Origin of the sequence: Pseudomonas helvetica (assembly GCF_039908645.1) — a bacterium.
GTDB classification, from domain to species: Bacteria; Pseudomonadota; Gammaproteobacteria; order Pseudomonadales; family Pseudomonadaceae; genus Aquipseudomonas; species Aquipseudomonas helvetica.
In genome coordinates this window covers 4,867,662-4,892,540 of the sequence record NZ_CP150917.1, presented here as the reverse complement: position 1 = coordinate 4,892,540, position 24,879 = coordinate 4,867,662, and the positions used below count along the sequence as shown (strand labels likewise).

19 protein-coding genes are annotated in these 24,879 nt (G+C 60.9%); 3 read left to right on the top strand and 16 right to left on the bottom strand.

Annotated features, from left to right (window positions below; genetic code table 11):
* Positions 1-26 precede the first annotated feature (26 nt).
* The 9 genes from AABM55_RS22745 to arcD form a co-directional block, all read right to left on the bottom strand.
* Positions 27-1,403: an L-serine ammonia-lyase gene (locus AABM55_RS22745; protein ID WP_347927830.1), complete on the bottom strand. Its 1,377-nt coding sequence runs from the start codon at positions 1,401-1,403 to the stop codon at positions 27-29.
* A gap of 184 nt (positions 1,404-1,587) precedes the next feature.
* A complete protein-coding gene (gcvP, locus tag AABM55_RS22740; protein ID WP_347927829.1) occupies positions 1,588-4,440 on the bottom strand; it encodes an aminomethyl-transferring glycine dehydrogenase in 2,853 nt (950 codons plus the stop codon).
* Between the two features lie 9 nt (positions 4,441-4,449).
* Complete coding sequence (gene gcvH, locus AABM55_RS22735) at positions 4,450-4,833, bottom strand: glycine cleavage system protein GcvH (RefSeq protein WP_347927828.1); 384 nt, start codon at positions 4,831-4,833, stop codon at positions 4,450-4,452.
* A gap of 495 nt (positions 4,834-5,328) precedes the next feature.
* Positions 5,329-6,837 (bottom strand): sigma-54-dependent transcriptional regulator, encoded by a 1,509-nt coding sequence (locus tag AABM55_RS22730; RefSeq protein ID WP_347927827.1) that lies wholly within the window; start codon positions 6,835-6,837, stop codon positions 5,329-5,331.
* Positions 6,838-7,019: 182 nt separating this feature from the next.
* Complete coding sequence (locus AABM55_RS22725; protein ID WP_054593699.1) at positions 7,020-7,376, bottom strand: DUF5064 family protein; 357 nt, start codon at positions 7,374-7,376, stop codon at positions 7,020-7,022.
* Between the two features lie 57 nt (positions 7,377-7,433).
* Positions 7,434-8,363 (bottom strand): carbamate kinase, encoded by a 930-nt coding sequence (arcC, locus tag AABM55_RS22720; protein WP_054593698.1) that lies wholly within the window; start codon positions 8,361-8,363, stop codon positions 7,434-7,436.
* A gap of 223 nt (positions 8,364-8,586) precedes the next feature.
* Positions 8,587-9,597: an ornithine carbamoyltransferase gene (locus AABM55_RS22715; RefSeq protein WP_054593697.1), complete on the bottom strand. Its 1,011-nt coding sequence runs from the start codon at positions 9,595-9,597 to the stop codon at positions 8,587-8,589.
* A gap of 71 nt (positions 9,598-9,668) precedes the next feature.
* Complete coding sequence (gene arcA / locus AABM55_RS22710) at positions 9,669-10,925, bottom strand: arginine deiminase (protein ID WP_103315005.1); 1,257 nt, start codon at positions 10,923-10,925, stop codon at positions 9,669-9,671.
* A gap of 42 nt (positions 10,926-10,967) precedes the next feature.
* Positions 10,968-12,395: an arginine-ornithine antiporter gene (arcD, locus tag AABM55_RS22705; protein WP_347927826.1), complete on the bottom strand. Its 1,428-nt coding sequence runs from the start codon at positions 12,393-12,395 to the stop codon at positions 10,968-10,970.
* Between the two features lie 496 nt (positions 12,396-12,891).
* Between arcD and AABM55_RS22700 the strand changes: the two genes are divergently transcribed.
* Complete coding sequence (locus AABM55_RS22700) at positions 12,892-13,755, top strand: DNA-3-methyladenine glycosylase (RefSeq protein WP_347927825.1); 864 nt, start codon at positions 12,892-12,894, stop codon at positions 13,753-13,755.
* Between the two features lie 51 nt (positions 13,756-13,806).
* Here the strand turns inward: AABM55_RS22700 and AABM55_RS22695 are convergent, their stop codons facing one another.
* From AABM55_RS22695 to gap, 7 genes are all read right to left on the bottom strand, one after another.
* Complete coding sequence (locus AABM55_RS22695) at positions 13,807-15,153, bottom strand: CoA transferase (protein ID WP_347927824.1); 1,347 nt, start codon at positions 15,151-15,153, stop codon at positions 13,807-13,809.
* 107 nt (positions 15,154-15,260) lie between these two features.
* Positions 15,261-15,869 carry a biliverdin-producing heme oxygenase gene (locus AABM55_RS22690; protein WP_054598163.1) on the bottom strand — a complete coding sequence of 203 codons (609 nt, stop codon included), beginning with the start codon at positions 15,867-15,869 and terminating at the stop codon, positions 15,261-15,263.
* 112 nt (positions 15,870-15,981) lie between these two features.
* Positions 15,982-18,546: a TonB-dependent receptor gene (locus tag AABM55_RS22685; protein ID WP_347927823.1), complete on the bottom strand. Its 2,565-nt coding sequence runs from the start codon at positions 18,544-18,546 to the stop codon at positions 15,982-15,984.
* 120 nt (positions 18,547-18,666) lie between these two features.
* Complete coding sequence (locus AABM55_RS22680; RefSeq protein WP_054593692.1) at positions 18,667-19,638, bottom strand: FecR domain-containing protein; 972 nt, start codon at positions 19,636-19,638, stop codon at positions 18,667-18,669.
* 118 nt (positions 19,639-19,756) lie between these two features.
* Positions 19,757-20,275 (bottom strand): sigma-70 family RNA polymerase sigma factor, encoded by a 519-nt coding sequence (locus AABM55_RS22675; RefSeq protein ID WP_347927822.1) that lies wholly within the window; start codon positions 20,273-20,275, stop codon positions 19,757-19,759.
* A 75-nt stretch (positions 20,276-20,350) separates the two neighbouring features.
* A complete protein-coding gene (locus AABM55_RS22670) occupies positions 20,351-20,815 on the bottom strand; it encodes a methylglyoxal synthase (RefSeq protein WP_347927821.1) in 465 nt (154 codons plus the stop codon).
* A gap of 38 nt (positions 20,816-20,853) precedes the next feature.
* The gene (gene gap / locus AABM55_RS22665; protein ID WP_054593689.1) at positions 20,854-21,855 is read right to left on the bottom strand and encodes a type I glyceraldehyde-3-phosphate dehydrogenase; all 1,002 of its coding nucleotides are present in this window, start codon (positions 21,853-21,855) and stop codon (positions 20,854-20,856) included.
* 224 nt (positions 21,856-22,079) lie between these two features.
* On the opposite strand from gap, the gene edd reads away from it, so the two are divergent.
* Entirely contained in the window at positions 22,080-23,906 is a 1,827-nt protein-coding gene (edd, locus tag AABM55_RS22660) for a phosphogluconate dehydratase (protein ID WP_054593688.1), read from the top strand.
* Positions 23,903-24,853: a glucokinase gene (locus tag AABM55_RS22655; RefSeq protein ID WP_347927820.1), complete on the top strand. Its 951-nt coding sequence runs from the start codon at positions 23,903-23,905 to the stop codon at positions 24,851-24,853. Before edd ends, AABM55_RS22655 begins: the two co-directional genes overlap by 4 nt.
* Positions 24,854-24,879 lie beyond the last annotated feature (26 nt).

Below are 24,879 nucleotides of genomic sequence, written 5' to 3'. Positions count from 1 at the left end.
ATTGCACTGATGCAGATGCGTTCGCATCAGCACTCGATAATGTTGACCGCCAAACCGCCACGGGCGGTTTCCTTGTATTTGCTTTTCATGTCGGCGCCGGTCTGGCGCATGGTGCGGATGACCTTGTCGAGGGAGACGAAGTGTTGACCGTCGCCGCGCAGGGCCATGCGCACCGCATTGATGGCTTTGACCGAGCCCATGGCGTTGCGCTCGATGCACGGCACTTGCACCAGTCCGCCAATCGGGTCGCAGGTCAGGCCGAGGTTGTGTTCCATGCCGATTTCGGCGGCGTTTTCCACTTGCTGCACCGTGCCGCCGAGCACTTCGCAGAGCGCGCCGGCAGCCATTGAGCAGGCCACGCCGACTTCGCCCTGGCAACCGACTTCGGCGCCGGAGATCGAAGCGTTTTCCTTGTACAGAATGCCGATGGCGGCGGCGGTGAGCAGGAATCGCACCACACCGTCTTCGTTGGCGCCGGGGATGAAGCGCATGTAGTAATGCAATACCGCGGGGACGATCCCGGCTGCACCGTTGGTGGGCGCCGTGACCACGCGCCCGCCGTTGGCGTTTTCTTCGTTGACCGCCAGCGCATACAGGTTGACCCAGTCGAGCACCGACAACGGATCGCGCAGCGACGATTCCGGGTTCTTGCACAGTTGTCGATGAAGGGCGGCGGCGCGGCGTTTGACTTTCAAGCCCCCGGGCAGAATCCCTTCGTTACGGCAACCCGCGGCCACGCAGTCCTGCATCACTTGCCAGATTTTCAGCAGACCGGCGCGGGTTTCCGCTTCCGGGCGCCAGGCGCTTTCGTTGGTCAGCATCACCTGACTGATGGACAACCCGTAAGTGGCGCAATGGCTGAGCAGGTCCTTGGCGCTTTTGAACGGGAAGGTCAGGGGTGTCGTATCCTCGACGATGCGGTCGGCGCCGGCCGCATCTTCGTCGACCACAAAACCGCCACCGACCGAGTAATACTCGCGGCTGCGGATCTGGATGCCGGCCGCATCGAAGGCGCGAAAGATCATGCCGTTGGGGTGATAGGCCAATGGCTTGCGAATCATCGCCAGGTGGAGTTTTTCGTTGAATTCAATGACGTGCTCACCGAGCAGGTTCAAGCGACCGCTGCTGCGAATCTCATTCAGGCGAGCGGCGATGTTCTCGGTGTTCACGGTGTCCGGGTGTTCACCTTCCAGACCCAGCAACACGGCCTTGTCGCTGCCGTGGCCTTTGCCAGTGGCGCCGAGCGAGCCGTAGAGCTCGACTTTGACGCAGGTGGTGGCTGCCAACAGGTTTTCACGACGCAGGCCTTCGACGAAGCGCGCAGCGGCGCGCATCGGGCCAACGGTGTGGGAGCTGGAGGGACCGATGCCAATCTTGAACAGGTCGAACACGCTTAACGACATGGTTGTTCTCCGGTTTCTTGTTATAGGCGCAGGGCTAACCTGTAGGAGCAAGGCTTGCCCGCGATGAACGATGATGAGGTCAATCAGGTGGACCCTGTAACGGCTATCGCGGGCAAGCCTTGCTCCTACAGGGGGAGGCGTGTCCCTACGGAGGGGGGCGGGTGAATCCGCCCCCCTGCATAGATCAAGCGTAGCTTTCGATCGACGGGCAAGCGCAAATCAGGTTGCGGTCGCCGAACACGTTGTCGACCCGACCGACCGGTGGCCAGTATTTGCCTTCGATCAATGAAGCCACTGGATACACCGCTTGCTCACGGCTGTACGGGTGCGTCCACTCGCCAACGATTTCCGCAGCCGTGTGCGGGGCGTTTTTCAGCGGGTTGTCGTCCTTGTCCAGGGTGCCGTTTTCTACTGCGCGGATTTCTTCGCGGATGCGGATCATCGCGTCGCAGAAGCGGTCCAGTTCTTCTTTGGATTCGCTTTCGGTCGGCTCGATCATCAGCGTGCCGGCCACCGGGAACGACATGGTCGGGGCGTGGAAGCCGAAGTCGATCAGGCGCTTGGCGACGTCATCGACGCTGATGCCGCTGCTGTCTTTCAACGGGCGCAGGTCGAGGATGCATTCGTGGGCGACCAGACCGTTGCTGCCGGTGTAGAGCACTGGGTAGTGTTCTTCGAGGCGACGGGAAATGTAGTTGGCGTTGAGGATCGCCAATTGCGAAGCCCGCTTGAGGCCAGCGCCGCCCATCATGCGGATGTACATCCAGGTGATCGGCAGAATGCTCGCACTGCCGAACGGTGCCGCGCAGACCGCGCCTTCCTTGCGCTCCATGGCCGCGTGACCCGGCAGGAACGGCGTCAGGTGCGATTTCACGCCAATCGGGCCAACACCCGGGCCGCCACCGCCGTGCGGGATGCAGAAGGTTTTGTGCAGGTTCAGGTGCGACACGTCGCCGCCGAACTTGCCCGGTGCGCAGAGGCCGACCATGGCGTTCATGTTGGCGCCGTCGATGTACACCTGGCCGCCGTTGTCATGAATGATCCCGCAGATTTCGCGGATGCCTTCTTCGAACACGCCGTGGGTCGACGGGTAAGTGATCATCAGCGCGGCGAGGTGTTCGCGGTGCTCGATCGCTTTGGCGCGCAGGTCTTCAATGTCGACGTTGCCGCGCGCATCGCACGCGGTGACGACCACACGCATGCCGGCCATATTGGCGGTGGCCGGGTTGGTGCCGTGGGCCGACGACGGGATCAGGCAGATGTCGCGGCGTTCTTCGCCACGGCTCTGGTGGTAGGCACGGATTGCCAGCAAGCCGGCGTATTCACCTTGGGAACCGGCGTTCGGTTGCAGCGAGATCGCGTCGTAACCGGTGGCGGCGCAGAGCATCGCTTCCAGTTCATCGGTCAGTTGCTGGTAACCGGCGCTTTGCGCAGGCGGAGCGAACGGGTGCAGGGCGCCGAATTCGGCCCAGGTCACCGGGATCATTTCGCTGGCGGCGTTGAGTTTCATGGTGCACGAACCCAGCGGGATCATGGTGCGATCCAGCGCCAGGTCCTTGTCGGCGAGCTTGCGCAGGTAGCGCATCAGCTCGGTTTCCGAGTGATAACGGTTGAACACCGGGTGGCTGAGGATCGGCGATTGACGCACCAGTTCAGCCGGGATGCGGCTTTGCACCGAGGCGGCCAGCGCGGCGAAGTCCGGCAGGGCTTTGCCTTCAGCCAGCACGCTCCACAGGGTTTCGATGTCGGCCTGGGTGGTGGTTTCGTCGAGGGACAGACCCAGACGCTCACCATCGACGACACGCAGGTTGATGCGCTGGGCGCGGGCCTTGTCGTGCAGGGCAGCGGTGTTGGCGCCAGTGGCCAGGGTCAGGGTGTCGAAGAAGTTTGCTTGCTCAACGTTCAGACCCAGTGCGCTCAAGCCTTTGGCGAGGATCGCGGTCAGGTGATGAATGCGGTTGGCGATCTGCTTCAAGCCTTTGGGGCCGTGATACACGGCGTACATGCTGGCGATGTTGGCCAGTAGCACTTGGGCGGTGCAGATGTTGCTGGTGGCTTTCTCGCGGCGGATATGTTGCTCGCGGGTCTGCATGGCCAGGCGCAGGGCCGGCTTGCCGAAACGGTCCACCGAGACACCGACCAGACGGCCCGGCATGTCGCGCTTGAACGCATCCTTGGTGGAGAAGTAAGCCGCATGCGGGCCACCGAAGCCCAGCGGCACGCCGAAGCGTTGCGCACTGCCGATGGCCACGTCGGCGCCGAACTCGCCCGGCGGGGTCAGCACGGTCAGGGCCAGCAGGTCAGCAGCGACTGCGACCAGCGCATTAACCGCGTGGAAGCGTTCCGTCAGTTCGCGGTAGTCGAACAGGTCGCCGTTGCTCGCCGGGTATTGCAGCAGCGCGCCGAAGAACGCGCTGACATCCGTCAGTTCACGTTCGTCGCCGACCACCACGTCAATGCCCAACGGCTCGGCACGGGTGCGCAGCACGTCGAGGGTTTGCGGGTGGCTGTGGATCGAGGCGAAGAAGGCGTGGCTGCCCTTGTTCTTGCTCAGGCGTTTGCAGAAGGTCATGGCTTCGGCAGCGGCAGTGGCTTCGTCGAGCAGGGAGGCGTTGGCGATCGGCAGGCCGGTCAGGTCGCTGATCAGGGTCTGGAAGTTCAGCAGCGCTTCCAGGCGGCCCTGGGAAATCTCTGGCTGGTACGGGGTGTAGGCGGTGTACCAGGCCGGGTTTTCCAGCAGGTTGCGCAGGATCGGCGACGGCGTATGGCAGTTGTAGTAGCCCTGGCCGATGTAGGTCTTGAACAGTTGGTTCTTGGCGGCGATGGCTTTGATCGAGGCCAGGGCCTCGGCTTCGCTCAAGCCGTCTTCCAGTCCGAGAACGCTGGTGCCTTTGATGCTGTCGGGGATGACGCTGGCGCTCAGGGCTTCCAGCGAGTCAAAGCCGAGGCTGTTGAGCATGGCTTGCTCATCGCCTGCGCGCGGGCCGATGTGGCGCGCGATGAATTCGTTGGCGGTGCTTAGATTTACTTGAGTCATGGCGGCTCCTCAGGCTTCGGCGTTGGCTTTGATCAGACGGTCGTAAGCGTCTTGATCCAGCAGTTTGGCGACAGCCGAGGCGTCGGTAGGCTTGAAGCGGAAGAACCAGCCTTCGCCCAGCGGATCTTCGTTGACCAGTTCAGGGCTGCTGTCCAGCGCCGGGTTCACTTCCAGCACGTCACCGTCCAGTGGCATGTACACGCCGCTGGCGGCTTTTACCGATTCCACGGTAGCCGCTTCAGCGCCTTGTTCGTAGGACTGCAGCTCAGGCAGTTGTACGAAAACCACGTCGCCCAAGGCGTTCTGTGCGAAGGCGGTGATGCCGACCGTAACGCTGCCGTCAGCTTCGGTGCGCAGCCATTCGTGATCTTCAGTAAAACGCAACTCGCTCATGGAAACTCCTAGGGGGCCAGATTCGTCTGGTGGACGCGATTGAATGCTCGTGCAGGGCAGAGCTGAATGTTCAGTGACTTGACAAGAACGTAGCAAGAACGCGGCCAACGTTTTTTATTCGTTATAAATCAATAGGTTGATGATTATTGCGGGCGAGGTGAAAAACACGACTGTAGCGAAATCGCTACAGATTGAGGCGTGTAAAAAAGCCTATGGGGATCAAAGCCTTGCGTAGCGCAGTTTAATCGAGTGTGTAGCGAAATCGTTCCGCTGTAGCGCATTCAGTACAGGTGGAGGTCGCTTTTGGCGTGAAGAATGGGTGCCTTGCGGTCGATTGTGGCGAGGGAGCTTGCTCCCGCCGGGGCGCGAAGCGGCCCTAAAACTTGCAATTGAGTTGCTGCAGATACTTCGCGTTTGCTGGTTTACGACTGCTTCGCCCGAGCGCGGACCGGCCGGCGGGAGCAAGCTCCCTCGCCACGGGGCGGTTATCGGGGGTCAGGGCTTGCCGGGAATCCCGTACTTGCGCAATCGATGGGCGATGGCGGTGTGGGAGGTTTGCAGGCGGCTGGCCAGTTGGCGGGTCGAGGGGTAGTTGACGTAGAGCTTTTCCAGCAGGGTTTTCTCGAACGCTTCCACGGCCTGTTCAAGGCTGTCGACATCCACGTCACTTTCGCGGGCCACCGAGGTGCCGGCGATGTCCAGGTCGCCGATGTCCACCAGGCTGCTTTCGCAAATGGCTGCGGCGCGGAAGATCACGTTCTGCAATTGCCGCACATTGCCGGGCCAGCGGTTGCCGAGCAGGGCCGGGTACGTGCCGGGCGCCAGACGACAGACCGGGCGCTGGATCTGTGCGCAGGCCTGCTGCATGAAATAGCGCGCCAGCAACAGGATGTCCTGACCGCGTTCACGCAGCGGCGGGACTTCGACGTTGAGTACATTGAGGCGGTAGAACAGGTCTTCACGGAACGCGCCTTCGCTGACCATTTTTTCCAGGTTGCGGTGGGTGGCGCTGAGGATTCGCACATTGACCTTGACCTCGCGATCGCCACCGACCCGACGGAAGCTGCCATCGTTGAGGAAACGCAGCAGTTTGGCCTGCAAGTACGGCGACATTTCGCCGATCTCGTCGAGGAACACCGTGCCTTGGTTGGCCAGTTCCATCAGGCCTGGCTTGCCGCCACGCTGAGCGCCGGTGAAGGCGCCGGGGGCGTAGCCGAACAGCTCGCTTTCGGCGAGGTTCTCCGGGAGTGCTGCGCAGTTCAACGCCAGAAACGGCGCGCTGTGTCGGGCGCTGATGGCATGGCAGGCACGGGCCACCAGTTCTTTGCCGGTGCCGGTTTCGCCCTGGATCAGCAGCGGAGCATCGAGCGCCGCCACCCGTTGCGCACGGGCCTTGAGGGTGCGGATCGCCGGGGATTCGCCGAGCAACGCATCGAAACCTTCGGCGTGATCGTGGTGTAACGCCGAGAGTTGTTCACCGATGCGATTGGGTTGATACAAGGTCAGCAGGGCGCCGGCATCGGTGATGGGCGTGGCGTCCAGCAGCAAGGTCTGGCCGTTGACGGTGATCTCGCGCAACGGCAGGCGGAAGCCGTTTTCCAGCAACGTGTCCAGCAGCGCCGGATCGCTGAACAACTCGGCGACGCTTTCCCCGGCCGGTTCACGGCCGTACAAGGCGATCAGTGCCGGGTTGGCCAGCAACACGTTGCCGGCGCTATCGAGGGCCAGCACCGGGTCGGTCATCGCCGCCAGCAACGCGTCGAGTTGCAGGTGCCGACGTTGGCCGGGAAGAATGTCGACCACCGTCACCGCTTGCACGCCGCGCACATTGAACAGCGCATCGCTCAGTTCTTCGAGCACTTGCGGGCTAAGGGTCGGCGCATCGATGTAAACGTTCGGCGGCACCATTTCCACCGCATCCAGATTGAGATTGCGCCCACCGAGCAAGGCCAGGACTTCCTGGGTGATGCCGACGCGGTCGATGAAGCTGACGTGGATACGCATGGGACGGTTCAGTGTTCTGGAGTGCGGAGGGTGGCAAGTATGCCTTGGAGCGGGGTGTCAGGTGAAATTCGTAATCAAATTGTAGGAGCAAAGCTTGCTCGCGATGAACGATAACGCGGTGTATCAGTTACACCACGGTGCCTGCATCGCGAGCAAGCTTTGCTCCCACAGGTTATGGGTTATTACAGGTGTTCGGGCTTCACCGGATCTCCGGATTTCACATCGAGCTGCTTGCGTACGTCTTCGAACATTTCGTCGTAGTACTTGTGCAACGAGCTGATGTTGGCAGTCTTGGGCATGCCGTATTTCTGTGCGATGCGCGTGGCGTGTCGAGCAAAGTCGAAGGCCTGGTCTTTGGCCAGGAAGAAGTCTTCCTTCAGGTCCTTGCCCTCGACCGAACCATGCACCGTGAAAAGCATGCCTATACCTTCCTTGGGGTCGGTGGCGATCGCATAGTCGATGCACAGGTTGTAGCTGAAGTCGTCCTTGTTCAGTGCATGGCGCTCGATGTGCAAGTGACCGGGCTCAAATATGGCCATGGACATCTCCTTCAAAGGCGTTGAAACGGGGCAGGTTCAAGTCCTGCCCGGTTGGTTTTACAGGTAAGTGATACCAGGTTCAGCCGTGCTGATTCGGGTGCCGGCCCTACCCTGGACGATCGCTTCGATGTCCGAGAGTGAACCGATCACCGCGACTTTGCCAGTGTTGCGGGCGAACTCGCAGGCAGCCTGGACCTTCGGCCCCATGGAGCCGGCGGCAAAATCGAGTTTTTCGATGTCGTCCGGGTGGGCCCGGGCGATGGCTTTCTGGGTCGGCTTGCCAAAGTCGATAAACGCGGCGTTGACGTCGGTGGCGATCACCAGCAAGTCACTTTCCAGTTGTTCGGCCAGCAGCGCCGAGCACAGGTCTTTGTCGATCACCGCTTCCACGCCCTTGAGCTTGCGGTGCTCGTCGTACATTGTCGGAATGCCGCCACCGCCTGCGCAGATCACGATGCTGCCTTTTTCCAGCAGCCACTTGACCGGGCGGATTTCGAAGATGCGCTTGGGTTTCGGGCTGGCCACCACGCGGCGGAATTTGTCGCCGTCCGGGGCGATGGCCCAGCCTTTTTCGGCGGCGAGTTTTTCTGCTTCGGCCTTGGAATAGACTGGGCCGATGGGCTTGCTCGGGTGTTGGAACGCCGGGTCATTGGGGTCGACTTCGACTTGGGTCAGCAGGGTCGCGAAGGGCACTTCGAAGTCCAGCAGATTGCCCAGTTCCTGTTCGATGATGTAGCCGATCATCCCATCGGTTTCAGCCCCCAGCACGTCCAGCGGATAAGGGCTGACAGAGGTGTAGGCGGCCGCTTGCAACGACAGCAGACCGATTTGCGGGCCATTGCCGTGGGCGATCACCAGTTGATTGCCGGGATGGATCTTGGCGATCTGTTCCGTGGCGACGCGGATATTGCCGCGTTGATTGTCCGCGGTCATGGGTTCACCACGGCGGAGCAGGGCGTTACCGCCCAGTGCAATGACGATACGCATAATGCATTCCTTCTGAAATTCGGTGATCCCGTAGGAGCTGCTTTTGTGGCGAGCGAGCTTGCTCGCGCTCGAGCGCGCAGCGGTCGCAATCAGGCAGAATACGGCGCAACTGGTGCGACACGATTGAAGCCTTTACGACTGCTGCGCCCGAGCGCGGACCGGCCGGCGGGAGCAAGCTCCCTCGCCACAAAAACTGCTTCCACAAGAAGGAAGCGTCAGCCTGTTAGATATCCGCCAGCGCCGAGACCAGGATCGCCTTGATGGTGTGCATGCGGTTTTCCGCTTGCTCGAAGGCGATGTTGGCGGGCGATTCGAATACTTCTTCAGTTACCTCAACGCCGTTGGCCAGGTGCGGGTAGCGCGCCGCGATATCCTTGCCGACCTTGGTTTCGCTGTTGTGGAACGCCGGCAGGCAATGCATGAATTTCACCCGGGGATTGCCCGAGGCTTTCATCATTTTAGCGTTGACCTGGTACGGCAGCAGTTGTTCGATGCGCTCGTCCCACGCTTCGACCGGCTCACCCATCGACACCCAGATGTCGGTATGAATGAAGTCCACGCCCTTGACCGCCTCGGCAGGGTCTTCGGTGATGGTAATGCGTGCGCCGCTTTCTTCTGCGAAGGCTTTGCACTGATCGATGAAGTCCTGATGGGGCCACAGCGCTTTCGGTGCGCCGATGCGTACGTCCATGCCGAGTTTGGCGCCGATCATCAGCAGCGAATTGCCCATGTTGTAGCGCGCATCACCAAGGTAGGCGTAGCTGATGTCATGCAGCGGCTTGTCGCTGTGCTCGCGCATGGTCAGGGTGTCGGCGATCATTTGCGTTGGATGGAACTCGGCGGTCAGGCCGTTGAACACCGGCACGCCAGCGAACGTGGCCAGCTCTTCGACAATTTCCTGTTCGAAGCCGCGATATTCGATGGCATCGAACATCCGCCCGAGAACGCGGGCGGTGTCTTTCATGCTTTCCTTGTGGCCGATCTGCGACGACACCGGGTCGATGTAGGTGACGTGAGCTCCTTGGTCATGGGCCGCGACTTCGAAGGCGCAACGGGTGCGGGTCGAGGTTTTTTCAAAGATCAGCGCGATATTCTTGCCTTTGAGGTGCGGCTGTTCGGTGCCGGTGTACTTGGCACGTTTCAGGTCGCGGGACAGGTCCAGCAGGTAGTGCAACTCGCGATTGGTGTGGTGCATCAGCGAGAGCAGGCTGCGATTACGCATGTTGAAAGCCATGATGTGGATCTCCTTGGATTTCGGTTATCCCCAAGGCCGGCGCTTTATAAGCGCTGGCCCTGGTTTGAAGGTTAATAGTCGATCGGGTCGCGGATGATCGGGCAGGTCATGCAGTGGCCGCCGCCACGGCCACGGCCGAGTTCGCTGGCGCTGATGGTGATGACCTCGACCCCGGCCTTGCGCAGCAAGGTGTTGGTGTAGGTATTGCGGTCGTAGCCGATTACCACGCCAGGTTCCAAGGCCACCACGTTGTTGCCGTCGTCCCACTGTTCGCGTTCGGCGGCGAAGCTGTTGCCGCCGGTTTCGACGACGCGCAGGGCCTTGAGGTTGAGCGCGGCGGCCACGGTGTCGAGGAAGCTGGTTTCTTCGCGGCGGATATCGATACCGCCCGGTTTGCTTTCGTCAGGGCGCAGGGTGAAGGCCACAATCTGGCTGACCACTTCCGGGAAGATCGTCACCAGGTCGCGGTCGCAGAAGCTGAACACCGTGTCCAGGTGCATCGCCGCGCGGGATTTCGGCAGGCCGGCAACGATTACCCGCTCGACCGCTTTGTGCTTGAACAGGTTCAGCGCCAGTTGACCGATGGCCTGACGGGACGTGCGTTCGCCCATGCCGATCAACACCACGCCGTTACCGATGGGCATCACATCGCCGCCTTCCAGCGTGGCGTTGCCGTGCTCCTGATCCGGGTCGCCGTACCAGACTTGGAAGTCGGCGTTGGTGAACTCCGGATGGAATTTGTAGATGGCGCTGGCCAGCAGGGTTTCCTGACGGCGCGCCGGCCAGTGCATCGGGTTCAGCGTGACGCCGCCATAGATCCAGCAGGTGGTGTCGCGGGTGAATTGGGTGTTCGGCAGCGGCGGCAGAATGAAGCTGGAGTGGCCGAGGAAGTCGCGGAACATTTCGATAGTCTTGCCACCGAAGCTGTTGGGCAGGTCATCGGCCGACACGCCGCCAATCAGGAATTCGGCGATCTTGCGCGGCTCGAGGCTGCGCAACCAGGCGTCGACTTCGTGGACCAGGCCGACACCCACCGAGTTGGCGGTGATCTTGCGTTGCAGAATCCAGTCCAGCGCTTCTGGGTTGGCGACGATGTCGGTCAGCAGGTTGTGCATTTCCAGCACGTCGATATCGCGCTCGCGCATTTTGGTGACGAAGTCGAAATGGTCACGCTTGGCCTGGGCCACCCACAGCACATCATCGAAAAGCAGTTCGTCGCAGTTGTTCGGGGTCAGCCGCTGGTGAGCCAGACCGGGGGAGCACACCATGACTTTGCGCAGTTTGCCGGCTTCGGAATGTACGCCGTACTTCACTTTTTCCGTGGTCATTTCAGATCCTCCAGATAACAAAACAGTCGAATGGTTCAGGTGCTACAGGGTCAGGAAGCCGTCGTAGAGTCCATAGGCCGCCACCAGGGCGCCAATGACTACCGCGGTGAAAATCAGCTTCTCGACGTTGGTGAAAACCGCTTTGCCCAACTCGCGCTTGGCCTTGGCGAACAGGATTGCGCCGGGGGCATAGAGCAGGGCGGACAGCAGCAGGTATTTGATGCCGCCTGCATACAGCAGCCAGATCGCATAGATCAGCGCGATGGCGCCGATGACCAGGTCTTTCTGGCGTTCGGCCAGGGCGTTTTCGTAGCTCTCGCCGCGCACCGCCAGCAGCAGGGCATAGGCCGCCGACCACAGGTAAGGCACCAGAATCATCGAAGTGGCGAGGTAGATCAGCGACAGGTAAGTACTGGCCGAGAACAGGGTGATGACCAGGAAAATCTGCACCATCGCGTTGGTCAGCCACAAGGCATTGACCGGTACCTGTTTGGAGTTTTCCTTACGCAGGAACTCCGGCATGGTGTGGTCTTTGGCGGCGGCGAACATGATCTCCGCACACAGCAGCACCCACGAAAGCAATGCGCCCAGCAACGAGATGACCAGGCCGACACTGATCAGCACCGCGCCCCAGTGACCGACGACGTGCTCGAGTACGGCAGCCATCGACGGGTTTTGCAGTTTGGCCAACGCCGGCTGAGTCATGATGCCCAGTGACAGCACGTTCACCAGCATCAGGAACAACAGCACGGTGATGAAGCCAATGACGGTGGCTTTACCGACGTCCGAACGTTTTTCCGCCCGGGCCGAAAAGATGCTCGCGCCTTCGATGCCGATGAACACCCAGACGGTGACCAGCATCATGTTGCGCACCTGGTTCATCACGCTGCCCAGATCAGGGTTTTTCAGGCCCCAGATGTCGGCGGTAAAGATGTCGAGTTTGAAGGCGAAGATCGCGATCAAGACGAACAGCACCAGTGGCACGACTTTGGCGACGGTGGTCACCAGGTTGATGAACGCCGCTTCCTTGATCCCGCGCAGCACCAGAAAGTGCACGGCCCACAGCAGCAGCGAAGCGCCAATCACCGCCGCAGGCGTATTTCCCTCCCCAAATAGCGGGAAGAAGTAGCCGAGGGTACTGAACAGGAGTACGAAGTACCCCACGTTACCCAGCCAGGCGCTGATCCAGTAACCCCAGGCGGACGAGAAACCCATGTAGTCGCCGAAACCGGCCTTGGCGTAGGCGTAGACACCGCCATCGAGGTCAGGCTTGCGATTGGCGAGGGTCTGGAAGACGAACGCCAGGGTCAACATGCCCACGGCGGTAATGACCCAACCAATCAGCACTGCGCCGACATCGGCACTGGCGGCCATGTTTTGCGGTAAAGAGAATATCCCGCCCCCAATCATGGAACCTACTACCAGGGCGACTAAGGCGCCGAGTCGTAGTTTTCCGGAAGATTCAGACATGCATGACTCCATTGCCGGAGAAGAGAGAGCCACACTCTAAATCCGCTCGCTGACAGGACAGCTGATCTGGATCAGTTGATGGCCACATTCCATTGTTAATGACTGATGTGTGAATACTTCCTGAATAGAGCGTGTGTGCCACAAGAAGCCTGTTCCAGAGGGCTTTCTATAAATTAACCGGGGATGGCTGCTAATCGCTGCGAGCCTTGAAGCTAGTTGTTTTTCCAGAGTGCGCAAATTTTGCACATCTGTTTTCAGTACAGAATTTATGTATCTGGAATGCCCCACAAAACCGGCAAAGTGCCTTCATGGCATAGATGAGAGCATTCTGAATAAGCATTGTTTTTTGCCGTTATTTTATTAGCGTCATATCACGTTGCCTATTTAATGAATTGAACACTTGTTATGGTTTCAAAACATGACAAACAGTCGACTCGAGATGAGAGGTAAGGATGTCGCAACCGGCGCAAACGCTTCGACTCGGCGGGCTGTTGCTGTGAGGTTGTTGCTTGACTATCAGCCGCCTTATGACTGGCCGGCGATGCTCGGCTTTTTGTCGGCGCGGGCGATTGCCGGGATGGAGTCGGTGGTCGATGGTGTGTACTCGCGCAGCATCAGCCTGAACGGTGTGCACGGCACGTTTTCGATTACGCCAGCGGCTGATAATGCGCTGGAGGTGAGGCTGTGCTTCCCCGATGCGTCAGTCGTGCCCGAGATCATTACGCGGTTGCGGCGGATGTTCGATCTGGACGTGGACTTGCCGCTTATCCACCAGCAACTGGCGGTTGATCCGTTGATGGCAAGGTTGATTGCCGAGCGTCCTGGTTTACGGGTGCCGGGGACCTGGGACGGACTGGAGCTGGCGATACGTGCAGTGCTGGGCCAGCAGATCACGGTCGGCGCCGCGATCAAGCTGGCGGGTAAGTTGGTGGCGCAGTATGGCGAACCGTTGTCTGCGCCGCTGTCAGGATTGACTCATGTGTTTCCTCAAGCGGCGGTGCTGGCGACAGCGGATCTGGCAACGTTGGGAATGCCGAAAAGCCGTGGGCGGACGCTGTCTGGCGTGGCGCAGGCATTGCTTGACGATCCCTTGTTGTTTGAACCGGGTCGGGGCGACGGTATTGCGCGATTGCTGGCATTGTGGGGGATTGGCGACTGGACGGCGCAGTACATCGCGTTGCGACAGATGCGCGAGATGGATGCGTTTCCGTCAGGCGATGTGGGATTGATCAACGCGCTGGCGGCGCTGGAAGGCGGGCCGGTGACGCCGCGCGAGTTGTTGGCCCGTGCCGAGGCTTGGCGACCGTGTCGGGCGTATGCGGCGCAGCTGCTGTGGACGTCGTTGAGTCGGGCTGACTGAAACCGGTTGGATGATTGTTCCCACGCAGAGTGAGGGAACAATCATGGGAGCTCACCACTGCGCCCGATGTGACCCCAATTCCCCGGCCGGAATGGCCCACTGCAACGGCGTGCCGGTTATTTTCAGCGGTACATGCAACCGATGCGCCGGGCCCCAGGGTGTCTGTTCGATCACCATTCCCTGATCGTTGTCATCTTCAGGCCGCAAGGCCTCATCCGTTCCCGGACCCTGTTCAACCAGCAACTTTGCCGTGCGCGCCAGAGACAATCGTGCCGAGCCACTGCGTCCGCTACTCAACCGCTCAGCCAACAACTTGATCGCACTGGCCGCCATCAGGTAACCGGTGGCGTGGTCCAGCGCCTGAACCGGCAAGGGTGTCGGTTTGTCCGCCTGCTTCCACCCCATCCCGGCCTCGGCGATGCCGCTGCTCATTTGCACCAGGCTGTCGAAACCACGACGGTTTTGCCAAGGGCCGCTCCAGCCGTACGCATTGAGGCAAACGTCGATCAGGCCGGGGGCGAGTTCCTGCCGCTCGGCGGTGCCGTAGCCGAGGTGTTCGAGGGCATTGGCGCGGTAACCGTGGAGCAGGATGTCGGCGTCCTTGAGCAGGCTTTCGAATACCCCGCGATCGACGCTGTTGTGCAGGTCGAGGCGGGCGCAGCGTTTACCCAGGGTGACTTCCGGAATCACACCTGGTTCGTTCCACTGCGGTGGATCAATGCGCAGCACATCGGCACCCAGTCCCGCAAGGAAGCGGCTGGCAACGGGCCCGGCGAGGACGCGGGTCAGGTCCAGCACCTTGATGCCCGCCAGCGGTTGTGCGACCGAACCTTGCCAGGCTTTCGAGCGTTCGCTGTTGCCGGCGGAAAAATCAATCAGTGGCTCGGCGTTGACCGCCAACCCTTGAGGGTGTGACTGCCATTGTGGCCATGAGCGCATTTCAGCGGCGCAACCACCAGCCTCGACTATCGCGTGTTCCAGATCTCTTTTGCTCCATTGAGCGACCTTGGCGGCCATCGCGCTACGATCAAAGCAGTGTCCCAGCACCTGCTCGGCGGCGCTGCGGTGATGGGGGGCATTGGTGTGCAGGCGAATCCAGCCGTCCTGGGTCGCGTAGTCACCCGCGATGGGGTCCCACAGCGGTGGCACGTTCCAGTCGATCGGGCGGATCGATGTGGCAAACCAGAAGGAGGCGAGACGACGGTCGACTTCAAGGGCCGGTAACCGACCGGTCTGTTGCCGGAGCAATTCGCAGGCGGCCTGGCCGGCAGCCGCGATGCTGGCGCTGGCGAGGTCCGTCACGGCAAACACCGAGGGCAGGGCGCCTTTGGAGGTAAAGGTGATCGCAGTAGCGGGCAAGCCGAGCGCGGCTTGAATGGACGTCAGGAAATCAGTCATCGAAGGCCCTCCGGAAGAGAGCACCGATAATAGAACAAAAGATCACAATCTGTAGGCGCCCCCCCGCTCCTACAGAAAGCAAGGCCAGTTGAGCCTGGAAGATTGAATCAGGCCAATTCAGGGGTTGTGGCGTAAGCCTGTTCCAGCAGCACGGTGAAGCGGTTGAAGGCGTCGATGGCGCCTTTCTCGACTGCGGCTTCTTCTTCGGCACTGAACTCAAGACCGTCGAGGGTTTTGACGAAGCGTTTCCAGCCTTCGGCGCGGCCACCGGCAGGTTCTCCCAGGTGACGGGCACCAAAGGTTTCGCTCAAACCCAGGCTAACGGCACGCTTGATCAGGAACGCGGCACCGAGTTTCGACCCTTCGGAGACGAAGATCCAGCCCAGGGCTTCGGCCTTGCCCGGGTTTTTCACGGCACCGGCCACCGGGGCCGGGACGTCGGTTTCCAGGTCAGCCAGGTCAGCCTTGGCGGCGTCGGCACGGCAACGCTGCGGCAGGTCCGGGACGATGGCGATCAGCTCGGCATCGTTGTACAGCGACACCAGTTCTGACTGGAACAGGTACTGGGCAACCACGAAGCGGGCGAAGTTGGCTTGGGATTCGAACGGTGCATGGGCTTTCACCAGCGCGTCGAGCTTGCTGTGTGGCTCATTAGTGATCTGGTTCAGGCGTTGCGAGCGCAGGCTCGGGCGTTCAGAGGTGTGGGCAGCGGTCATGAAGAGGTCCTTGAGAATGAAAGGCGCGTTGTAACTGGACGAACCAGACGACGCGGCAGCGTAAAAAATCCTCACTGCGCTTTCGTCCAAAAGCGCAGCAAGGCTCCATCAGTCAGATGTCCCAGATCAGGTTGATCGCGAAGTTGCGGCCCGGCTCGGTCAGGCGATCAAGGTTGGCCGGGCTGATCACGGCGGCTTCACCGACGCTGTCGTAACCGCGCACGTTGTCCCACTGCCAGTATTTCTTGTCGGCCAGGTTGTACACGCCAGCGCTGACGGTGACGTCGTCGGTCACTTTGTAGAAACCGCTCAGGTCGACCACGCCATAGCCCGGCGTCTTGAACTGGCTGCTGACGCCATCCGGCGACTTGAAGCTGCTGCTGTCGACGAGGTTCTTCTTCTGCACCAGGGTCCAGCTGAGCAAGGCACCGTAGTTGTCCTGGTCGTAACCCAGGCCGAACACGCCGGTCAGCGGGTTGACTGCGTTGAGCGGCTCGCCGGTGTCGTTGTTGCGACCGTGGGCATAAGCCACCGAACCCCGGGTGTAGAGGCCTTGCGGTGCGCCGAAGGTGTCGAGGTTCAGACGGCCTTTGAGCTCAATGCCCTTGATGGTCGCGTGCTTGATGTTGTTGCTCTGGAACGTCAGCTCGTTGTAGCCCGGGGTGACGGCGTCTTCGTTGATGAAGTCGCGGTACTTGTTATAGAACACCGCCACATCGAAGTGACCGGACTCGAAGTTGCCACGCAGGCCGGTCTCGTAGCTCTGGCTTTTTTCCGGCCCCAGATTCGGGTTCGGCTCCACGCGGTAGCCGGTGGTGGTGTTTTCGAAACGGCCATACAGCGCCTTGGCGGTCGGGGTGCGGAAACCTTCGGCGTACTGACCGTACCAAGTGTAGTTGTCGGTCAGGGCGTAGGTCAGGCCGAACTTGGGCGATACGCGATGCCAGGTTTTGTTCTCGTCGCTAACTGAGCCTTTGCCGTCGGCGGCCACGGTGTTGAGGAATTCCTGGGTGATATGCGGCTTGAGCTGGGTGTAGTCGTAGCGCAGGCCCGGCAGGAAGGTCCATTTGTTCCAGCGGATCTGATCCTGGGCGAACAGGCTGTAGGTGTTGATGGTCGGGTCCGGGAAGTCGCTGGACTTCTTTAGCACATCGCTAGGACTGATCGCGCCGATCGCTGTGCAACCACGGCCAACGGCCAGGCAGGTTCCGCTGCCGCTGCGCGAGCCGGTGACTTTCTCTTGCTTGATGGTGGTGCCGTACGTCAGCAAATGGTCGGTTTCACCGAGGCTGAAGGCCTTATCGAGTTGGGCGTCGAATACCCACTGCTTTTCTTCGTAGAGGGTTTCGCGGCTGCGCATCACGTTGCGGCTGAACGGGAAGTAGTTTTCCAGGGTGCTCTGATCGGTCTTGGCAATCTGGTAGTTCAGGCTCCACTTGAGGTGATCGACCAGCAAGGCATCGAGGGCGAAGCTGTTTTCCAGGCCGAAACGTTCGCGGGTGATGGTGTCGTTGCCGGTGCGCGAGCGGTACATGCCCACTGGCTTGCCTTTGTCAAAAGGACCGCCGACGGCGCTTTGCTGGTCGGTGTCGCGGTCGTCCTTGTACTTCTCATAGGTCAGGCCCAGGCGCGCATCATCGGCGTAGTTCCAGCCGGCTTTGGCCAGCACGTTGGTGGTGCGCACGTCTTCCGGGTTGGCGGCGGTGCGATTGAGCCCCGTGCCGTTGTTGCTGCCGAAGGATTCGGTTTCATGGCCGTCGCGCCGGCTGAAGTGCAGCAGGCCATCGAACTGTTCGGCGCGCCCGGCGACGGTTGCGGATTTCAGCCAACTGTCATCGGCAGAGTTGTAGCCGGTTTTCAGGCGGGCGCCGGCGTCTTTGCCGGGCTTGATGATGTCGTCCGGGTCGAGGGTGAAGTAGCTGACCGCGCCGCCAATGGCGTTGCTGCCATAGAGCACCGACGCCGGGCCGCGGAGGATTTCCACGCGTTTGATGATTTCCGGGTCGACGTAGTTGCGCTGGGTCTTGGCGTACGGACCGTTGAAGAAACCGTTGGGCACTTCGACGCCATCGACCTGGGTCAGGATCCGGTCACCGTCGATACCGCGAATGTTGTAGCCGCTGATGCCGCCACGGGTGCCGGTACCGCCGACCGAAACACCCGGTTCGTAACGCACCAGTTCCTTGATGGTGTTGACGTTGTCGTGGTCCAACTCTTCGCGCGTGTGCACGGTGACGGTGCTCGGTACGCTGTCGACGCTCTGCTCCTGACGGGTGGCGCTGATGGTCATTTGTTGCAGGGCGAGGGTGCCGTCGACACTGCGTTTTTCCAGCACGATGTTGTGATTGCCCAACTTGCGATAGCGGAGGTTGGTCCCCACCAACAGGCGATCGAGGGCCTTATCCGGGGGCAGCGAGCCGTGTACGCCCGGCGAGGCAACGCCTTCGGCCAGTTCGGCCGGCAAGCCGACCTGCCAACCGGTTACGGCGGTAAAGGCATTGAGTGCCGACACCAATGGCTGCTGGGCAATCGCGAACGAGTAGTCGCCCATGTTGCGGCTCGGTTGTTCGACGGTGGCGGCCGAGACCTGTGCCGTGCCGGCCAACAGAATGGCGGCAGTCAGCAGGGGCAGCACGCAGGAAGGTGAAGAGGACCGGCGGGTAAGGCGAGAGGACATCGATAGCGCTCCGTGTCGCACGAATCTTATAGGTGCAGACTCACATCAGAGATGCGAATCAATTGCATTGGCTATAACGAGACGAACGATGAAACGCTATCGAGTAAAAATAATTCTCATTTAGTTCAGGATCACCAGTGCCGGAAATTCCTCGAGCCTGGCCGAGGTGATGTGGGCCAGCGAGCGCACCACGTCCAGCGGTTGGTCGAGACGGTAATTACCGGTCACCGCGACGTTGGCCAACTGTTCATTGGTGTTGATGATCCAGCCTGGGTAGTAGCGGCGCAACTCGGCCAGCACTTGGCTCAATGGGCAGTTTTCAAACACCAGTCGGCCCTGGACCCAGGCCAGATCGGTCGCCGGGTCGAGTCTGGCCGGTTGATCGAAGCCATTAGGGCCGATACGAATGCTTTCGCCCGCGCTCAGGCGCACGCGGGCGTTGCTGTGGGTGGTGCGCAAGTCGACGTCGCCGCGTTGCACGCGAACCTGCGCAATGCCGTCCAGGTAACGCACGGCGAACGTGGTGTCGCGCACGCTGGCCGTGACCGGGCCGGCGTCGATTTCCAGTGGCAGGCCGCGATTGGCCGCCACCTCGAAATAGGCCTCGCCCTGATACAGGCGGGCAATGCGCTGCTGGTCGTTGATGGTGCTGGAGAACGCCGAATTGGTATTGAGCAGGACTTTTGAACCGTCCTCCAGTTGCAGGCGCTGACGCTCGCCGACCACAGTCAGATGATCCGCCTGAATCCGCATCGGCAGGTTGCTGAAGCTGAACAGCCCGAGGATCAACACTGCCGCCATGGCCAGCGGTTTCCAGTGCGGGCGCAGGCGCTCAAGTTTTGAGACCTTGCGTTTGGTCGTGCTCAAACCCAGCGCGGCTTGCGCGACCTGCGGCCCGTCCCAGATCGCCTGGGCCTTGGCGAATGCTTCGGCGTTGCGCGGGTCGGCAGCAAGCCAGTCGTGGAATTCGCGGCTTTGTTGCTCGCTCGGACTGTCCAGCACGATCAGCCAGTCCAGCGCCTGGTCCATGGCGCTGGTGCTGGCTGAGTCCCGCGCCGGGAGTGGCGGGTGGGAAGGTGGGCTGTCCGTCACGGGTGTTCCTCGGCTGCGTCTGCGCGCGGCTGGTTTTTGATAGGGGGAGTGCAAACGACGGCTAAGGGTAGCAAAGCCTGAGTCATGACGTCGTTGTGCAAAATAATGGCTGGCAGACTCAGTGCTCGTTGAGGCGATCAGCGACACCGACGCAGATTGCCATGATCAGCTTCAGGTCTTTTTGCACGGTGCTCAAGGACACGCTGAGCTGTTCGGCGATCTCCAGATAGCTGTGCCCGTGCAGGCGGCTGAGGATGAAGATCTGCTGTTGGCGCGGGCTGAGTTGGCTGAGGCTGATGTTCAAGCGTTCGAGCAACTGTTCGGCATGGGCGGCGTCCTCGGCACTGCTGAGCGGCGCCGCGATGCTTTGCACGACGTTCAGCGGAACGTCTTCGAGCATCGTTCGGGACTGAATGCGCCGTGCGCGCAAATGGTCCAGCGCCAGGTTGCGGGCAGTTTGAAACACGAAAGGTTCGAGGTGATCGATGGCCCGTTCACTCAACGCGCGGGCCACTCGCAGGTAGGTTTCCTGCAAAAGGTCCTCGGCGGTGCTGTGGTTGTTGACCATCCGCTCCAGGGTCCGCAGCAGCGAGACTCGCTGCGCGAGGAAGACATGGTTGAAGCGCGATTGACTCACAGTAGGACCTGATCCATTTCAAGCGAATGATAATGCTTATCATCTGCTTGAAAGGTCAAGCGCTACCGGTGAGAATTATTTGCGGCCTTGCAGGTACACCGGGTAATCGGGGATCCGGTACGCGTGCGGCTGATCCATCAGCGGGCTGCTGAGCAGGTAATCGGCGCTGCATTCATTGCAGGCCACTGGAATGTTCCAGACCGCCGCGACCCGCAGCAATGCCTTGATGTCCGGATCGTGAGGTTGCGGCTCGAACGGGTCCCAGAAGAACACCAGCATGTCGACCCGCTGCTCGGCGATTCGCGCCCCCAGTTGTTGGTCGCCACCCAACGGGCCACTGATCATGCTTTCAACGGGCAGGCCCAGGCGTTTGCTCAACAGCATCCCGGTGGTGCCGGTGGCCACAAGCTCGTGTTGGGCGAGCTTGTCCTTCTGCCGCTCGGCCCAGTCCAGCAAGAACACTTTGCAGTGATCATGGGCAACCAGGGCGATGCGTTTGCGCGCCGCCATGGTTTTTTGGGTAAAGCTGATACCGATCATCGGCTGCTGCTCCCGCGTTACTGTAGGGGCAATCGGCCTTATTCGGCGTTGCACAGGGCGAGGCAGTTATCGAGCATGCGGTTGGAGAAGCCCCATTCGTTGTCGTACCAGGCCAGCACCTTGAGCAGCTTGCCGCTGGACTTGGTGTGATTGGCATCGAAAATCGACGACAGCGGGTTGTGGTTGAAGTCGCTGGAAACCAGCGGCAGGGTGTTGTAACCAAGGATCTTCGAGTGCTGGCTGGCTTCTTTGAGCAATGCGTTGACCTCGCCAGCGCTGGCTTCACGCTTGAGCTGCACGGTCAGGTCCACCAGCGACACGTTGATCACCGGCACGCGCACCGACATCCCGGTCAGTTTGCCGGCCAGTTCCGGCAGCACCAGGCCCACCGCTTCGGCGGCGCCGGTCTTGCTCGGGATCATGTTCTGGGTGGCCGAACGCGCACGATACGGGTCGACGTGGTAGACATCGGTAAGATGCTGGTCATTGGTGTAGGCGTGGATGGTGGTCATCAGACCGCTCTCGATGCCCAGCTCGCGGTGCAACACCTGAGCCACCGGGGCCAGGCAGTTGGTGGTGCACGACGCATTGGAAATGATCTGGTGCGATTGGCGCAGGATGTCGTGGTTGACCCCGTACACCACGGTGGCGTCGGCGCCTTTGGCCGGGGCCGAGATAATCACTTTGCGCGCGCCAGCGCTAATATGGGCGGCGGCTTTGGCACGGTCGGTGAACAGGCCGGTGCATTCGAACACGACGTCGACCTTTTCAGCAGCCCACGGCAATTCGGCCGGGTTGCGAATGGCGCTGACCGAAATCCGGTCGCCGTTGACGGTCAGGCTTTCCTGATCGTGCTGCACGTCGGCATCGAAGGTGCCGTGCACGGTGTCGTACTTGAGCAGGTGGGCGTTCATCGAGCTATCGCCCAAATCGTTGATGGCGACGATCTGTAAATCCTGACGGTAGCCTTGGGTATACAGTGCGCGAAGGACATTGCGGCCAATGCGGCCAAAACCATTGATTGCAATTCGTAGAGTCATATGAAAAGCGCCTTCGTCATATTTGTTGTTGGAATTACAAGATTATTCGCAAAAAAATAGAAAACAAGCCTTTTTAGTGGCAATATTTTGTTTTATCTACAACGAGTGACCTGAATCAACTGGTCCGAGTGGTCAAGAAAACCGTCAGCGCGTCACGCGTCGATGCCTCTTGATCAGCATAGACACGAACAGGTCGCCACATCCGTTAGCCTGGAGTTCTACACATGCATCCCCGCGTACTTGAGGTCACTGAACGGCTTGTCACCCGTAGCCGCGCTACCCGTGAGGCCTACCTTGCACTGATTCGCGGCGCCGCCAGCGATGGCCCGATGCGCGGCAAGCTGCAATGCGCCAACTTCGCCCACGGCGTGGCCGGATGTGGCACCGAAGACAAGCAAAGCCTGCGGATGATGAACGCCGCCAACGTGGCGATTGTTTCGTCATATAACGACATGCTCTCGGCGCATCAGCCGTACGAGCACTACCCGGAACAAATCAAACACGCATTGCGCGAGATCGGTTCGGTCGGCCAGTTCGCCGGCGGCGTACCGGCCATGTGTGACGGCGTGACCCAGGGCGAGCCGGGCATGGAACTGGGCATTGCCAGTCGTGAAGTGATCGCGATGTCGACCGCTGTCGCGCTGTCGCACAACATGTTCGACGCGGCAATGATGCTCGGCATCTGCGACAAGATCGTGCCGGGCCTGATGATGGGCGCGCTGCGTTTCGGTCATCTGCCGACGATTTTCGTTCCGGGTGGGCCGATGGTGTCGGGCATTTCCAACAAGGAAAAAGCCGACGTGCGCCAGCGCTACGCCGAAGGCAAGGCCAGCCGCGAAGAGCTGCTGGAGTCGGAAATGAAGTCCTACCACAGCCCTGGCACCTGTACCTTCTACGGCACCGCCAACACCAACCAGTTGCTGATGGAAGTCATGGGCCTGCACTTGCCGGGCGCGTCCTTCGTCAACCCGAACACCCCGTTGCGTGATGCCCTGACCCGTGAAGCTGCGCACCAGATCACCCGCCTGACCAAGCAAAGCGGCAACTTCATGCCGATCGGCGAAATTGTCGACGAGCGTTCGCTGGTCAACTCGATTGTTGCGCTGCACGCTACGGGCGGCTCGACCAACCACACCCTGCACATGCCGGCCATCGCCATGGCAGCCGGTATTCAACTGACCTGGCAGGACATGGCCGACCTCTCCGAGGTTGTACCGACGCTGAGCCACGTCTACCCGAACGGCAAGGCCGACATCAACCACTTCCAGGCCGCGGGCGGCATGTCGTTCCTGATCCGCGAACTGCTGGAAGCCGGTCTGCTCCACGAAGACGTCAACACCGTGGCCGGCCATGGCCTGAGCCGCTACACCCAGGAACCGTTCCTGGAAAACGGTGAGCTGGTCTGGCGCGAAGGTCCGATCGAAAGCCTCGATGAAAACATCCTGCGTCCGGTCGCCCGTGCGTTCTCGCCAGAAGGCGGCCTGCGGGTGATGGAAGGCAACCTCGGTCGCGGGGTGATGAAAGTCTCGGCCGTGGCACCGGAACATCAAGTGGTCGAAGCACCGGCGATGGTCTTCCAGGATCAGCAGGACCTGGCCGATGCGTTCAAGGCCGGCCTGTTGGAGAAGGACTTTGTCGCGGTGATGCGCTTCCAGGGCCCGCGCTCCAACGGCATGCCGGAACTGCACAAGATGACGCCGTTCCTTGGCGTGTTGCAGGACCGCGGCTTCAAGGTTGCGCTGGTGACTGACGGGCGGATGTCCGGCGCGTCGGGGAAAATCCCTGCGGCGATTCACGTCAGCCCGGAAGCCTTTGTCGGTGGTGCTTTGGCTCGCGTGCAAGAGGGCGATATCATCCGCGTCGATGGCGTCAAAGGCACCTTGCAGCTGTTGGTGGACGCCGATGAATTTGCCGCTCGCACACCGGCCAAAGGCCTGCTGGACAACGGCATTGGTTGTGGTCGCGAGTTGTTTGGCTTCATGCGCATGGCCTTCAGCTCGGCAGAGCAGGGCGCCAGCGCCTTTACCTCTGCCCTGGAGACCCTTAAGTGAAACTAGCGCTGGTCGGTGACATTGGTGGAACCAATGCGCGTTTTGCGTTGTGGAAAGACCAGCAACTGGAGTCGATCCAGGTGCTGGCGACGGCCGACTATGCCTGCCCGGAAGACGCCATCGGCGTCTACCTGAGCGGCCTCGGCCTGGCGCCCGGTTCGATAGGCGCGGTGTGCTTGTCGGTAGCCGGCCCGGTCAGCGGCGACGAGTTCCGTTTTACCAACAACCACTGGCGGCTGAGCCGCAAGGCCTTTTGCCAGACCTTGCAGGTCGACCGGCTATTGCTGGTCAACGATTTTTCGGCCATGGCGCTGGGCATGACGCGCCTGCAACCAGGCGAGTTCCGGGTGGTCTGCGAAGGCACGCCGGAGCCGTTGCGCCCGGCCGTGGTGATCGGTCCCGGTACTGGCCTTGGGGTCGGCACCTTGCTGGATCTTGGCGAAGGCCGTTGGGCCGCATTGCCAGGGGAGGGTGGACATGTCGACCTGCCACTGAGCAGTCCGCGAGAAACCCAACTGTGGCAGCACATCTACAACGAGATCGGTCACGTCAGTGCCGAAACAGCGCTGAGCGGCAGCGGTTTGCCGCGCGTCTATCGGGCGATCTGTGCTGTCGACGGGCATGAACCTGTGCTCGATACCCCGGAAGCCATCACCGCCGCCGGACTTGCGGGCGACCCGATTGCCGTGGAAGTGCTTGAGCAGTTCTGCTGCTGGCTCGGTCGGGTGGCCGGCAACAACGTGCTGACCGTCGGTGGGCGTGGCGGTGTCTACATCGTCGGCGGAGTGATTCCACGGTTTGCCGATTTCTTTCTCAAGAGCGGTTTTGCCCGCTGCTTCGCCGACAAGGGCTGCATGAGTGAGTACTTCAAGGGCATTCCGGTCTGGCTGGTGACCGCACCGTATTCCGGTTTGACCGGCGCGGGAGTGGCACTGGAACAGGCTTGATACCTGTGGCGAGGGAGCTTGCTCCC

Excerpts from the sequence above, each read along its gene's own strand:
- AABM55_RS22745 (WP_347927830.1), bottom strand. The coding sequence starts at position 1,403 with ATGTCGTTAAGCGTGTTCGACCTGTTCAAGATTGGCATCGGTCCCTCC.
- gcvP (WP_347927829.1), bottom strand. The coding sequence starts at position 4,440 with ATGACTCAAGTAAATCTAAGCACCGCCAACGAATTCATCGCGCGCCAC.
- gcvH (WP_347927828.1), bottom strand. The coding sequence starts at position 4,833 with ATGAGCGAGTTGCGTTTTACTGAAGATCACGAATGGCTGCGCACCGAA.
- AABM55_RS22730 (WP_347927827.1), bottom strand. The coding sequence starts at position 6,837 with ATGCGTATCCACGTCAGCTTCATCGACCGCGTCGGCATCACCCAGGAA.
- AABM55_RS22725 (WP_054593699.1), bottom strand. The coding sequence starts at position 7,376 with ATGGCCATATTTGAGCCCGGTCACTTGCACATCGAGCGCCATGCACTG.
- arcC (WP_054593698.1), bottom strand. The coding sequence starts at position 8,363 with ATGCGTATCGTCATTGCACTGGGCGGTAACGCCCTGCTCCGCCGTGGT.
- AABM55_RS22715 (WP_054593697.1), bottom strand. The coding sequence starts at position 9,597 with ATGGCTTTCAACATGCGTAATCGCAGCCTGCTCTCGCTGATGCACCAC.
- arcA (WP_103315005.1), bottom strand. The coding sequence starts at position 10,925 with ATGACCACGGAAAAAGTGAAGTACGGCGTACATTCCGAAGCCGGCAAA.
- arcD (WP_347927826.1), bottom strand. The coding sequence starts at position 12,395 with ATGTCTGAATCTTCCGGAAAACTACGACTCGGCGCCTTAGTCGCCCTG.
- AABM55_RS22695 (WP_347927824.1), bottom strand. The coding sequence starts at position 15,153 with ATGACTGATTTCCTGACGTCCATTCAAGCCGCGCTCGGCTTGCCCGCT.
- AABM55_RS22690 (WP_054598163.1), bottom strand. The coding sequence starts at position 15,869 with ATGACCGCTGCCCACACCTCTGAACGCCCGAGCCTGCGCTCGCAACGC.
- AABM55_RS22685 (WP_347927823.1), bottom strand. The coding sequence starts at position 18,546 with ATGTCCTCTCGCCTTACCCGCCGGTCCTCTTCACCTTCCTGCGTGCTG.
- AABM55_RS22670 (WP_347927821.1), bottom strand. The coding sequence starts at position 20,815 with ATGATCGGTATCAGCTTTACCCAAAAAACCATGGCGGCGCGCAAACGC.
- gap (WP_054593689.1), bottom strand. The coding sequence starts at position 21,855 with ATGACTCTACGAATTGCAATCAATGGTTTTGGCCGCATTGGCCGCAAT.
- edd (WP_054593688.1), top strand. The coding sequence starts at position 22,080 with ATGCATCCCCGCGTACTTGAGGTCACTGAACGGCTTGTCACCCGTAGC.